This is a genomic window from Paenibacillus sp. Mc5Re-14, from assembly GCF_001049835.1.
GTDB lineage: Bacteria > Bacillota > Bacilli > Paenibacillales > Paenibacillaceae > Paenibacillus > Paenibacillus polymyxa_C.
Window position 1 is genome coordinate 5428447 of the sequence record NZ_CVPD01000001.1, and the last position, 13484, is coordinate 5441930.

Below are 13484 nucleotides of genomic sequence, written 5' to 3' on the forward strand. Positions count from 1 at the left end.
GAACTTCATATCTCCCACCCTTAAACTGAGTCGAATGTACTATTAATAGTATATCATTCTTCGGTGGGGGTTTCTTTTCTAAAACCTATACAACAAACTTATTTCAAGAGAAGTTCTATTTCATGTGCTACCAAGAGAGAAGTAAATACTCATATGTAAAATCGAACTACAACCTCCCTCTGCTCATTCTACCTCCTCTGCTTCCTCGACGATGAACTGAAGAATAAAATGAGCAAATGAATTTATTATTTGATCGGCTAAGAATACTACTGTATTTGTATCCCATAAAATGTTCTCAAGTTCTTTTTCCATTTCCTTTACTTTGCTGTCGCCTACTCCATTAAGAGTATGTTCCACAAAGAATTCGTGAGCTAAATAATTTCGATATTTTCTGCATTCATGAAAAATGTCTATGAATCTACTATTATCTTCAAACTTAAAAACTTTAAAATCCATATTCCTCAAAATAGTTAGCAACTCTTCATTATCAAATGAAGCATCTCCAACTGAATTCTCAATTTTATCAACAAATCTTTTTCTATTCTTCTCGCTAATCCGAAAATCCATATTCTCGTCAAAAAGATTTGGACTTAGTTTGCTTGTTCCCTCCTTTTCCACAATTTCTGCTTGTTCTTTCAGAAACATTATAGTAGCAAGCTTATATTCTAATTTCTGAAGCATCTCGATTAGCCAAGTAAACAGCAACGGAACTTCCTTGGAGATGTTTGCAAATTCTTGTTTCACGAGTAAGTATTCTTTATAGTCATCTTTCAAATCAAATTCCCTCCAGAACGATCTTTCTTGTCAATTGTTTAATTTAATAACTAACGTACTTATAGCTATCGCCTTCAAATTAGGCTAATCATTGGAAATTCTAATCTTCTCTTTAATGATTTCACTCGTCTCTCTAACCACCCACAAGCATGTTTTTTCATCATAGGTTCCAATAAAAGTAGGGATTCCAGGTATTGATTTTTCGTGTGTTTCTATTGTTTGTGATTGTACAGATACTAGTAAAGGAATAATTTTATCTAGTGTGCTTTTTCCGATGAGATTCCATTAAACCTAAAATTGTAATGATTATTATTCACCTTTACTTCGATACCCAAAGTAGCTTCTTTTTCTTCAATACCTTTACTTTTATTTTGTTGTATTTTTTATCTTTTACTTTTTTGAAAGTATGTAATATCACGTATCTTATGCTTTCCCACGCTGCACTTGCGATGACCCCTGAAACCAAACCCGCTAGTAATGACGAATTAATTAAAAATGAATATACATTAGAGTGTGTCTTCAAACTGTTTAACAAGGCTTAATTCTAATCCTGCATCACCTAAATAGAAAAAAATTACATCAAATAATAGTAGGATTCATACACGTCCCGAAACCTTCGCAGACCTTTCCAAATCACTTTCGTGCCCGGGTCTCCGTCGCTCTTGCGTCCCAAAAATCCACCGAGCTTAGCTAAAGCTAACACGACCTCTTTAAGCGTGGCTGGCTGCTGGGGCACGGTCTTAGTTCGATAGGCAATCCGGTACAGTACCTGCCATTCGTTTTCGCTGATCACTTCAGTCGCCGGGGCTTCCGGCTGCTCCCTGGACCGATATGTCAGATGCTGAATTTGTAGCGCAATGATCGAGTAGAACAATATAAGTTTTTGGAGCCGATCGGCATGGTGTTCCTGCAGTTTTTCGACTTCGCATCCGTTCTTTAAAATGTAGTGGAACCGCTCAATTTTCCAGCGCTGCACGTACCAAGCTACTTTTTCCGCCGCCTCGTCCGCATTCGTGGTCGAAATATTGGTGACCAGAAACCACTCAATGGGCGCCTGGCCCACCAGCGGCGTCACTTCCACCACGTGGATCAACGTACAGGATAGTGGCGGGTAATCTGCTCCTTTTTGCTGCAAATGAATGGGCACCTGGACCGTGCTGCTCGTAAACCGAATGGCCAGTGTGGTCTCCCGTGCCGGTGTACCCCGGCGGGTATCCCGGGGGGAGACACGCGGATTTCGCCCGCGGCGGGCTGGGCGCGCACCTTGTCCCATAGGCGCTCGTCCCCATCCTCCGTGATCCGGTTTTGCATGGAACGAACGACATACGACTGCCCGTCTTGCTGCAGTTGGACCAAAAATTCAAAAAAATCGGCTTCCCGGTCGCCGATGTGAATCAGCTTCAGGGACTCTGGCACCGCAGCGGCGCTGATGCGTGCAGCTTCGGTCCAGCGGTAGTTTTCTTTTTCCTCATACGGACTGACCTTGCGCTTCCCCTGCGCCTGAGGTTCCCGAGCCCAGATTTTCTGATACAGCAGTCCCAGCGGCAACCCCGTGGTCGTGAACACCACAGCGGAATGGGTCAACAAGCCTTTGGTGTTAGACGTCGTGTATTGGCCCAGACCGGTGGTTTTGTCGCGTTGCCCGTAGCTGACTCCGGTGGTGTCCTGGACGCACAAAAACACCTGTTCTCTGGTTTCTTTCATCTGTCGAATCGTCTCTAGCCGGTAGCAGTCCAACACGTTTTCTTCCGTAATCGCCGCATTTTTCAGCAGACGGCCAATGGCTTGCCGCTCTGCATTGTCCCTACTAGCCGCAGAAATGGAGGAGCCGAGCCGAGTAGACAGCGTGATCATGGTTTGAATCAACCGCTTTAAGAGAAGGGTATTGAACAGAAACATCCTTTTGAAAAATGAAAAATCCGGCGTCGCCAGAGAAGAAGCGTTCGACGTAGACATGAGAGAGCCACCCTTTACACACAAGATCCTATTATTTTACTTCATGTCCCCATTTTCGGATACTCTCCAAAGAACATCCTTTAACTGGAATTTGGGTGATGCAAGAATAGGGCTTAATTAGGTTAAATAAAGTAGATGAGTACACGATACGAAATCCAAGATCAACAATGGCGGCTGATTCAAAATCTGTTTCCACCCGAACGAAAACCACAAGGAGGACGTCCCGCTGTGGACAACCGATGGATGTTAAATGCCATGCTTTGGGTCGCTCGTTCGGGTGCCCCATGGCGGGATTTGTGCAGATGCCAGTTCTGCTTCACAAAGAAGGCCTACCAAGGATCTTAGGTCGGTATCATTAAGTTGAGCGATTTCATCACCTGTTATTTCAAGCATACTTATCCCCCGTTTTTGTATACAAATATATAGAATTCCTGTGCTTATAACTTGTATTCAATCTATATACTACCATTGAAAATTCAACACATCGAGAACAATGTTCCACAAAGAGAACATTCTTTTAGTAGTGAAGGATTTTAATAATTATTTTCTTTTTCAAAAGAAGAAACAATGAATCTTTACCCGGTTTATTGGGTTCGGTCGACAATTTAGTTTACCTGGTATTGATATAGCAACCAAACACTGTTATCTACAGTAATTCTTGCTGGTTATATAGTGATAATTAAAGCCATTATGCTAAAATTAGGTATGTTTAATACTATCGAAATAGAGGAGCGCACATGAAAATATATGAACGAGACAGCACCTATCTTACCGATGAAGAATTGAAACTCTGGGATGAGAAGAAGGAAGGGGAGAAGGTTCGGAAATTGGGTGAAAAATGGATACGAAAAAGTTTGTTCAGAGAGTACCCGAAAGCCGCACGCCATTTCATGAGCCTTTTTCCAAATAACTACCTAGACATTGAAGAATTAAAAAAAGAGTCGGAGCTTAACTACTTATGCGAAAAATATGCTCAAATGTTAGATAGTCCTGGAACGCCTGAGCGAACAGTTTTAAATTGGATTCGAGAGAATAAAGCCTATTTCATAATCGCCTCCATTTTACAAAATTATAACTTTGGTCATCACGATGCCTTCATCTTTCCAGAGCTCAAGTTAGGTACAGCTATCCAAGTTGATTTCTTGATAATCGGCAAAAATTCAGGCGGTTATGAATTCATCTTTGTTGAGTTAGAAGCACGATACGGGAAAATCACTTTAAGTGACGGTGATTTAGGCGATGCTTTCAGAAAGGGTATTCGTCAAGTAAAAGACTGGTCTGATTGGCTCGAATCGTACTATACATCTTTTCAAGAAGCTATTCTAAAGTACAAGAACGCGGCACAACAATTACCTTTAGAATTTATGGTACCCGACAGGACGAGAATCCATTTCGTCGTTGTTGCAGGTCGTCGGACAGACTTTAACGAAAAGACTTACCGAACTAAGCGTCGTACAAAAACGGAACAAAATATTGAACTTCTGCATTATGATAATCTTTATGATACTGCTAAGGAAGTTGTTGGAAAAGCAACTTATTAATAACTGCCGATACGTCCACTTTTCTTACGCATAAGCCGAATTAAGCTGTTTAGGTAAATACCAAATCAATAATGACACTATGCTCTTGTCCTTTCAGCCACAGGTACAAGTTTTTGTTGTCGACTCCGGACACTAACTTGTACCAATAAACAAAAAAGCTGTTAAAATATAAACCTTCGATGTTTGGTTCGTTGGGAATGAGATAATATTCTTGTCAAAATCGGTAATGGGATAAAGTTCTTGTCATTTGGTTTTGACAAGAACTTTATCCCATAAAATAAAAAAGCCACGATTTTCGCGGCAATTAATGAGATAATGTTCTTATCACCCGACAAAAATGGACGTTTACGGTACTAACCATTACATTATCAGTAAACAACCATTTTGGGTTAATTAATAGAACCAAAACTCATTCCCAAAAACAAAGTAACATTTTTGATAATCAATACCTTTTTTTTCTGCAGGAGCCTCCATCATTTTATTCTTAAACAGCCGGTCAATCCGGACGTACATTGCACGCCAATCCAGGGGCGCTTTAATCTTGGTATCCTTGGGTAAATCACCGAAGACATCCCGAAGGATGGTAATTTTTGCATTCTTTGCACCGTTATCAATAAGATGGCAAATATACAGCTTCTTTGTGCGCTTCGTTTCCCGAAAATAAATTGCTAAACTCATTTGCTTTCCTTCAATCAGGTCATTTAATCCAGGTAATCGACTCTTCCGTCAAAATAAAGTTTGTGCGTTGAATATGGTTCCGGTCTAAGTTTAATTACGTCAAATTATACGTAATTATAAAATTAGGCGCCTAACAGAAACGGAGGTAATCCGGAACTTAAATTTCCCGGACTACCTCCGCTTTGTTATTTGGGCCTCACAATGCATTAATTATCGGCGTAATTTCTAAACGCCTGATTGTCGAATCCTTTTATTGATGGTCTTTTTATTTGCTATTCCCCTCTAACGCACTTCTATGTCTTAGTTTCCTTCTTTATTGTTTTTGCTAATGTAAAAATAAAAAAATACAGAATTAAGGATATAAATATATCCCAATGTTCTGAATGGATTTTCATTCACATATTGGGGAGGGAAGAAATGGCTAAGACCTAATAAAGTATAAGTTACATAAATATCAGTTCTCATTAATTTCCATTTACCTTTTTTGGACAGTTTATGCATTCTATTAAATGCCAGTTGTTTCATATCGGTTGATTTGACAGCATTAAACAGAAAAGTACAAAATCCAAACATCAGTGCTAATTTGGCAACAATCTCGATTTGCATAAAACCAGTGAACCAAATATCAAAGGTGTTCAGGGAATTAACAATGCTTTCTAAATTAAATGGAATCCAGTTCATTAAATTCCAGTCCATTAATTTAGAGATAATAAAATTAACCAAAATTATAAGAAAACAAGTATTAAGTATTGTGGTTATACATCTATAAGTTTTCCCTATCCATGATTTATCAAATTTCCTTATAAAATTTGTAATGGACTTAGGTATAGTTATTCCACTTGCTATAAATTTATCTGTGTTAGCAGGTTTATCTTGATTCTTTTTCTGCGTTGGTGCGTCACCTTTGCTTTGATCTGTATATGTTCTTTTCTTTCTAATGCTCCTCTTGCTCATACGATCCCCCAGTTCTAAATTAATTGTCTAGCTTCTAACACTTAATACGTTCATTATATATAATTACTTAATAAAATAATTCCCTTACTAAGTATGTAATTGGAGGAAACGACCATGGAAATACAACTATTTATGAAGTATCCCGAAATCACTTGCTATCTAAAATTGAACCGTTGTATAAAGACCACATTAGAACCAAGGACCACAAGTACACAATTTCAAAAGTATTATTCATTTAACTGACAAAAGTCCGACTTCCCAGCTTATTTGCGCTGTGATCCATCTGCTATCTTATGAATCGCATTACCATTCTTATTGTAATATCTAGTTTCCACTTAAACGATATTGAACCTTTTATATGTTTATTTCCTACCTTTTTTTCTATAGAATTCAGTTTAGGGAATACCATTTCTTTAATGGTTGGATAATTTACAATATTAAGTGAATGGCGATTTGAAAGGTGGAATTCTTCTTGATAGAGATTGTTCAAAATAGCAAACAAGCTAAAAAGAGAAACTTCATGATAGGGCTCCTTTTCTTTACTGTGGTTGCTTTGATTTTGATTGCACCCAATTTAGACTTTCTTCTAAGATTATTCCGTAAAGCTGATTCACTAATTAGTTTCATTGGTTGGTTGGTGATAGTCATATCATTCGTTTATGTCACTGAATGGTTACATGAAAAAATTCATGAGAGCATCCTAAAGGGTGGTAAAGATATCGGAAATGTATATCGGGGCAGAAAGTATGTAATATTTGATGGGTATGCAACCAAGCAACGTTTTCTAATTAATCTTTTGGCACCATTCGTATTGATCACATTTTCACTCGGTATTTTAATAATCATTATTCCTGGCTTGTTCTTCCCTAGTGTTTTTGCAGCAATATTATGTATTCACACTCCTGGATGTAGTAGTGATTTCTATTCTTTTTATGTTGCATTAAAGAACTGGAAATCAATAAAATATGTAACTGATGAACGTACTAAAGTGAATTATCATATCTCATGAATGTAATGTATGCTTAATCAAATACAAACCGAGGACGTGAAATAAAGGCTTAAATGTTTTCGTGTATACTCATTCCACTTTTCAAGGCAAGAACAAAATGCGTTGGTGAGAAAATTGTATTTTTCCACCAACGCATTGAACAAATTATCATCGAATTGTTCCAGTATATCTTACCGCAAGCTTAAAAGTTGAATCATCTCATCGACACGTTCCTTGCTTTGTTCCTTCTAGTCCTCTTCTTTCTCTAATATCATCATCTGTTGCCGTAACTCGTTTAGCCCACCTCATACCTTGATTAAAACACCAATGACCCACGAGGGGCTCTTTTTCAAAGTGTCCTTCTTGTAGGTGATAGCTCAGATCTAATCATAGGTGTCTTTTTGGCACTTTCTTTATTTCAAAAGTCAAACAACGGAGTAGACAAGTAGCGTTCACCTGTGTCTGCCAAGAGCACGACAATGTTTTTGCCTTTATTCTCAGGAAGCTTCGCAATTTGCGTCGCCGCATAGGCCACAGCTCCGGAAGAAATACCGACAAGCAGTCCTTCACTTCTGGCCAGTAGCCGTGCTGTTGCAAAAGCATCTTCATTCTTGACTTTGAACACTTCATCCACATATTCACTGTTGTAGTTATCCGGAACGAAGCCTGCTCCGATACCCTGAATATGGTGCGATCCAGGCGATCCGCCGGAAAGCACCGGTGAATCGAACGGTTCCACGGCGATGATCTTGACCGAAGGTTTGCGCTCTTTCAGCACTTGGCCGACGCCTGAGACCGTTCCACCGGTGCCGACGCCTGCAACAAAAATGTCCACTTCACCGTCGGTATCACGCCATACTTCCTCCGCTGTAGTTTTACGGTGGATCTCCGGATTGGTAGGATTCTTGAATTGCTGCGGAATAAAGGAGTTTGGGTTCTCGGCAGCCAGTTCCTCCGCACGTTTAATCGCGCCTCTCATGCCTTCCGCTCCTGGGGTTAACACCAATTCGGCACCAAGCGCAAGCAGAAGCTTACGGCGTTCGATACTGAATGTTTCGGGAAGCGTAATGATCAGTTTATATCCAAGAGCCGCAGCGGCGAAAGCCAGCCCGATTCCGGTATTGCCGCTGGTCGGCTCGATAATGACAGAGCCTTTATTGATTAGTCCTCTATCCTCGGCGTCTTTGATCATCGCATAACCGATGCGGTCCTTTACACTGCCGGCGGGATTAAAATATTCCAGCTTAGCAATCAAATTTGCCTCAATATCTTGGGTTTGGCTGTAGTTCGTTAATGCCAGTAAAGGGGTGTTTCCAATGAGATCTGTCAAATTCTGATAAATTTTAGCCAAATTAATCCCTCCAAACTATTAATTCCTACCTATTTACTATAATATTGATGCTATCACAGAATTTCCCTCTCCACAATACCTTATTTTCCCTCTGGCTCCATCTGATATACAGCAAATTCGGGTCAGACATCAAGCAATGACGTTAATTAGCCGAATCGTGTAATCGATCAACGCATCAAACACTTGACGGAACTGGATTTTGGCTTCCCTACAAGTCGTAAATATGGTGCGGACCGATCCTTCCGTACAGCAGGGCAAATCTTATAACCGTCCGTTGTGCGGAGGAGAGTATGCGGTAAGCCATGCTTTTATGCTCGTAGAAGTCCAAAAAGGAAAAAAGCTTTTTTCAATTTCGCTCGGCATCCCCCGTATTCCTCCAAGGCGATAACTTTGCGATAAAAGTCCAGTAAACAGGCTTTAAAGCCCCACGGAAGAAAGCATCGAACAGTCCGTAGAAAACAGATCGTTCTTTTAAAGAGTCCAGATAATTCTTCCATAGGAAGTTCAGTATATCGGTTAATAAAAATCATGGGGGCTCTATATTATGAGGCTACGGCATTTGGGGAAATGGTGCCGTCAAAATCGATCAAAATCATATCCAGCTTGGAAATTTCCGCCACGCTGCCACCTGCTTTCGCGATTTCCGTAGAATTACTGCGCATGATTCGACCAGACGGCTTGTTCGGCGGCTTCAAGGTCAATTCTCTCCAGCAGCTCTGCGTCAATTCCCTTAAGCGAATTCAACAAGTATTTAACCCCGGTCTGCTTCATATCCTCATACTGAAAAGGGGTCGATGGCACACCAATGAAGGGCGCATTCAACGATTTAGCGACCTCGGCCACCGTGTTTACATCGTCGATGAACAACACCTCATGGTATTCCAGTCCATAAATGTCGCGGGTAATCTCTTTGATCCCCGGCCGAAAATCGTTAGTACATATATACGTTTCAAAAAAAGGCTTGCAATACTCAAAATGGCTCAGGAGTTTCTCTTCCGCCAATCCGCCGTAACAAACCAGCCTTACATTCTGCGTGGAGAGCAGATTCAGAAACGCAAGGGCACCTTCAATAAGTCCCGAATCATGATTTGCCATATAGTTATCCCGTTCCCCGAAAAAATCCCGGAGCGAGTCGGCTTCGCTAGAGCTTACCCGGAACAGTTGTTTCAAGTAGGCGACCGCTTCCGAACGCTGCCGCGAAAAAACATTTCTCTCGATCTCGCGGGTATAGGGCATTCCCGCCTTCTTTACCAAGGATTTCAGCACTGGACTGAATGTGTCGGTCAGCAGGATGCCATCCACATCACATGCAATCAGTCGAATTGTATTCATAGCTCAGTCTCCTTTGCATTTTACCTTTGCAGTATTTCTTGTTCCGGGGGCTGCCCTGCGGTTGTAGCTTCTAAATCTTTTACATCGGCGGGAGCCTGCTTCTGTGATTTTTTCTTTTTGGTTGGCGGTGAAGCAGCTTCACGGAGCTGTCCTTCTCGCAAGCAGGCGAGAAACTCCTCGGCCAGCAACAGGGATTGTATTTCATAGCTTCCGGCTTTGGCACCGTCTGACATAATCAGCCCTTGGAGCTGCAGCATATGGTTGTCTCCAACCTGAAAAGCTTCATGGCGCTCACTGTGTAAGACCACTTCCGCTGTCCGCAGAATAGGCCGCGTTAGCTTAATATTCATCGTTTTCAACACCGGGAGCAGTCCGCTTAACGGGCGCTGGTCCGATCCGTTCTGGGCATAACCGAACACCCGCAAGCTTTGGCGGCATGCCTCCAGCAATACGACTGTGTCATGCCAGACTCCCGGAAAATCGCTGAAATAGGGGTTTTCAGGATCGATGCACAATCGGCACTCTAAACTTTCGCGATCCTTGCTGCTCTCCGCTCCGCTGATCATTACATTAATGTGTAGTCGTTTATTTACAAGCTCCTTAGATACAGGCAAAGACAGAGAAGTGTCATGTGTCCAGCTGGATGCTGCATCTCGCTCAGGCGACAACAAATGCTTAATTTTATATGTCCCGCTGGCGACCAGACGTCCCTCCTGTATAATTTCTGTTTTGTAGCAGCCGAGATCCACTTCAGCTCCGCCGGCCGGCGGAGCGACCGCATGAACAACAGCTTTATTCGCTTTATGGCAATAATCATGAAATGCAAGCTGAGCCTCATACACAAAAACCGGTTCTTTCGGGTCCAGTCCCAATCTGAGCAGTTGCCCGGTTTTAGCCAATTGTCCCATCGCCTCAGCCAACTGCAGCCCGGAGATATGATCAAGCGGATGATCAAAAAAGAAAGGATGCGTTTCGTCGACAATTAAAGTTCCAGTCATGGTAAACGGATCATCTGAAGTAATGCGGACCTTGTCGCAAAGAAGATTTTGGGCAATCTCCTTCTGCCCACCATACACAGCCTGTATAGTCTTCTGATCCCAGCATTCCGGCAATGCGGCAGCCCTCGAAACCCTCCGCTTATTCCAGATATGACCGGCCAAACGACGTACGGTTATCTCTTCCTCAAGGAAAAGCTTGAGCAGTTCATTCCCTGCTTCCGGCGTATTCCATTCATGAAACGATGTCGCGATAGCCCGCACAATTTTCATTATCACAATAGAATCCGAGCTAAGCTGTGCCAAAGGACGGTCGAAAGAAATCTCTGCGGCAAGATAACCCGTCGCAGCGGCTACGATATTGGCAATAAGTGGCGAGATGTCATCTTCATCGGAATTATCTGCCACAGCCAGGGCCGCTTCCTCTGTTATGGAATGTTGAGGCCGGATTCTGGTCAATAATGTTGTCAATGGAGCAGAGAGGTCCGCCACCCAGTACCTTTCAGGGGCAAAGGGGTACGTCGGTAGACTGCGTCGCCGCGGCTGCGCCCCCGTATACAGCCTGCTCCAGTCCAATGTCACCCCCTTTACCCATAGATCTAACAGCTGCGAGTATTTGCCTTTGGCCATCCAAATCTCCAGCACCTGCCGCATATCTTCATCCTTAAACAGCGCTGCCGTCTCGTGCCCCCGGTTTGCTCTTCCGCGGAAAATATCAGTCCTTCCCTGCATGAACCCTTCCAGTTTGAACTCCAGCTCCTGAAGGCTGCCAGCCGTGAACGCCAAGCGTTCTTCCAGCGCCTCGCGTCCAGTTTGAAGCGTGTAGGCGATATCTGCCAGTTCCCTTTCGTCAAAACGCTGGGCACGAATTTCGGCAAGCCATTGCTGGACAATGGCCAATAACCGGTCTTCCGTTTTCGCTGACCATACAAACAGCAAGGGATTGCAAGCAGCAAAATGTTGTTCCGTGTCTGAAGGTCGTTCGTCACGGTACTCCTCGATCACCACATGGGCGTTAGCTCCTCCGAAACCGAAAGAACTGACCCCGGCTCGTCGTGGAAGCAGGTGTCCGTGTTCATCCTCCGGTGCTTTCCATTCGACGGTCTCCCGCACAATATAAAACGGGGTATTCTCCAGACGGATGTGCGAATTCACCGGATCGCAATGCAGGCTTTTCACCAATGTTTGATGCTTCAGTTGGAGCACTGTCTTGATGACTCCCGCGATGCCCGCGGCAAGCTCAAGGTGGCCGATGTTCGATTTCACCGAACCCAGTCCGCAATGTGCTTCACGAATATGCGGATCACCAGTCTCCTCGTAAAGCGCTTTAAACGCCGCCTTCAGCCCGTTGATTTCAATGGGATCACCAAGCTCGGTGCCTGTGCCATGGGCTTCGATATATCCGACGGTCCGCGGATCAATTCCGGCTCGGCGGTAGGCTGTCTGCAGCAGCGCGGCTTGCGCATTCGGATTGGGTGCCGTCAGGGAGTTGGCGCGCCCTCCGTGATTCTCGGCCGACGACCGGATGACCGCGTAGATCGAGTCACCGGCCTGTTCGGCGGCTCGCAGCCTCTTGAGCACCAGCATCCCAATCCCTTCTCCGCGCACATAACCGTTGGCAGCGCTTGAAAATGTTTTGCAGCGCCCGTCCTGAGCCAGCATTCCTGCCTTATTAAAGCCGATATGGGCATCGGGAGCAATCAGTGTATTGACGCCTCCAACGATGGCCATGCTGCAACTTCCGTTCTCCAACGCGCAGACGGCGCGGTGGATGGCAATGAGCGAACTGGAACATGCGGTTTCCACGGGCTCGCTCGGTCCATGGATGTCAAGAAAGTAGCTCATCCGGTTAGGTCCCATTGACGGCACGATCCCACTGAATGTATAACCTTCGATGGGTAAGCCTGCTCTAGAGACCAAATTGCTGTATCCGCTGCCCGCTGTTCCCACAAAAAGCGCCGTATCGGTGCCGGCGATACTGCTCGCAGCATAACCAGCATCTTCAATCGCCTTCCAAACATACATCATTAAAAGCCGTTGCTGAGGGTCCATGAGTTCCGCTTCATGGGGAACAATGCCGAAAAATGCGGGATCGAATTCATCCACGCCCTCGATAAATCCGCCCCATTTCACGTTAGTTTTATTGACCTCCGTGAGGGGATCGCCGTATATTTCCCGCCAATCCCAACGGTCTTTGGGAATTTCGGAGATGCAGTCCTTGCCGGAAACGAGATTATCCCAAAATTGCTCCAGGTTATCAGCCATCGGAAACCTGCCACTCATTCCGATAATGGCAATCGGTTCCTGTTGCACAGCAGCCTGCGTCCGGAGCTGCGGCGAAGTCTCATGCCGTCCAGCCCGTTTTGCGGCCGAATCCCTGGACATAGGAGGAGATGCTTGCCCGGCAAGCATCTCCTCCTGCAGAAAGCGTGCACTTCCTGGCTTCAGAGAGACTGAACAGTCCGTCAGGTTTTTCTCGGGTTTATCTTGCAGTTTCGCCGGATTCTCCGGTGAAACTGCGTTCCCTGCTCCAGTGATATGTTTTGCGGTAAGCTTCACCCGATGTTCCTGAACCAGATATTGAACGAGACTGTCCAGATTCGTCTGCTCAAAAAACAACGTGGGACTCAACTGCAGCCCATACTCATCGTTGATACGATTGGCAAGCAGGGTGAAGCTCACAGAGTCAAAGCCATATTCACTCAGTTCGTTTTGTCCATCAAACGACTCCTCTACGATCTTGAGTAAATCGCAAATCAGCATTGAAAGCAGCCGTTGCACAGCTTCAATTAATTGGCTATCTCCGCCTGCTGCGGCACTATAGGCTTCTCCGATCATCTTCAATTGCTGTGCTGCTTCTTCACGGCTCAAGCTCCCGTCCCTAATGCGGCTGTATATACGAGATTCCATGCCTT

The 13484-nt window shown here is 44.0% G+C and carries 12 protein-coding genes; 3 read left to right on the forward strand and 9 right to left on the reverse strand.

All coding sequences use genetic code 11. From position 1 onward, the window contains the following. Positions 1 to 183: 183 nt before the first annotated feature. The 3 genes from BN1546_RS24555 to BN1546_RS28105 all read right to left on the reverse strand — a co-directional run bounded on the left by BN1546_RS24555 (position 184) and on the right by BN1546_RS28105 (position 2730). Positions 184 to 774, reverse strand: coding sequence for a hypothetical protein (locus BN1546_RS24555; RefSeq protein ID WP_090739040.1), 591 nt, complete (start codon positions 772 to 774; stop codon positions 184 to 186). Between the two features lie 574 nt (positions 775 to 1348). Beyond that, a complete protein-coding gene (locus BN1546_RS24560) occupies positions 1349 to 1954 on the reverse strand; it encodes an IS4 family transposase (protein WP_255305592.1) in 606 nt (201 codons plus the stop codon). Further along, on the reverse strand, positions 1864 to 2730 hold the full coding sequence (locus tag BN1546_RS28105; protein ID WP_255305605.1) for a hypothetical protein: 867 nt from the start codon (positions 2728 to 2730) through the stop codon (positions 1864 to 1866). The genes BN1546_RS24560 and BN1546_RS28105 overlap by 91 nt, the downstream gene beginning before the upstream one ends. Before the next feature lie 135 nt (positions 2731 to 2865). Between BN1546_RS28105 and BN1546_RS24575 the strand changes: the two genes are divergently transcribed. Together BN1546_RS24575 and BN1546_RS24580 are read left to right on the forward strand one after the other, a co-directional pair. Continuing rightward, positions 2866 to 3075 (forward strand): transposase, encoded by a 210-nt coding sequence (locus tag BN1546_RS24575; protein WP_090739044.1) that lies wholly within the window; start codon positions 2866 to 2868, stop codon positions 3073 to 3075. A 392-nt stretch (positions 3076 to 3467) separates the two neighbouring features. Next, positions 3468 to 4271, forward strand: coding sequence for a Shedu anti-phage system protein SduA domain-containing protein (locus BN1546_RS24580; protein WP_090739045.1), 804 nt, complete (start codon positions 3468 to 3470; stop codon positions 4269 to 4271). A 393-nt stretch (positions 4272 to 4664) separates the two neighbouring features. Here BN1546_RS24580 and BN1546_RS24585 read toward each other — a convergent pair whose 3' ends face one another. Both BN1546_RS24585 and BN1546_RS24590 read right to left on the reverse strand, forming a co-directional pair. Beyond that, the gene (locus BN1546_RS24585; protein WP_090739046.1) at positions 4665 to 4949 is read right to left on the reverse strand and encodes a hypothetical protein; all 285 of its coding nucleotides are present in this window, start codon (positions 4947 to 4949) and stop codon (positions 4665 to 4667) included. A gap of 300 nt (positions 4950 to 5249) precedes the next feature. After that, positions 5250 to 5903: a hypothetical protein gene (locus tag BN1546_RS24590; RefSeq protein ID WP_090739047.1), complete on the reverse strand. Its 654-nt coding sequence runs from the start codon at positions 5901 to 5903 to the stop codon at positions 5250 to 5252. A gap of 472 nt (positions 5904 to 6375) precedes the next feature. Between BN1546_RS24590 and BN1546_RS24595 the strand changes: the two genes are divergently transcribed. Further along, the gene (locus BN1546_RS24595) at positions 6376 to 6912 is read left to right on the forward strand and encodes a metalloprotease family protein (RefSeq protein WP_090739048.1); all 537 of its coding nucleotides are present in this window, start codon (positions 6376 to 6378) and stop codon (positions 6910 to 6912) included. 397 nt (positions 6913 to 7309) lie between these two features. Here the strand turns inward: BN1546_RS24595 and cysK are convergent, their stop codons facing one another. The 4 genes from cysK to BN1546_RS24610 all read right to left on the reverse strand — a co-directional run bounded on the left by cysK (position 7310) and on the right by BN1546_RS24610 (position 13479). After that, positions 7310 to 8242, reverse strand: a complete 933-nt coding sequence (gene cysK, locus BN1546_RS24600; RefSeq protein ID WP_090739049.1) for a cysteine synthase A — start codon at positions 8240 to 8242, stop codon at positions 7310 to 7312. 542 nt (positions 8243 to 8784) lie between these two features. After that, positions 8785 to 8937 carry a hypothetical protein gene (locus tag BN1546_RS27470; RefSeq protein WP_176702353.1) on the reverse strand — a complete coding sequence of 51 codons (153 nt, stop codon included), beginning with the start codon at positions 8935 to 8937 and terminating at the stop codon, positions 8785 to 8787. Then, positions 8894 to 9574 (reverse strand): HAD family hydrolase, encoded by a 681-nt coding sequence (locus tag BN1546_RS24605; RefSeq protein WP_090739050.1) that lies wholly within the window; start codon positions 9572 to 9574, stop codon positions 8894 to 8896. The genes BN1546_RS27470 and BN1546_RS24605 overlap by 44 nt, the downstream gene beginning before the upstream one ends. Before the next feature lie 20 nt (positions 9575 to 9594). After that, positions 9595 to 13479, reverse strand: a complete 3885-nt coding sequence (locus tag BN1546_RS24610) for a beta-ketoacyl synthase N-terminal-like domain-containing protein (RefSeq protein ID WP_090739051.1) — start codon at positions 13477 to 13479, stop codon at positions 9595 to 9597. Positions 13480 to 13484 lie beyond the last annotated feature (5 nt).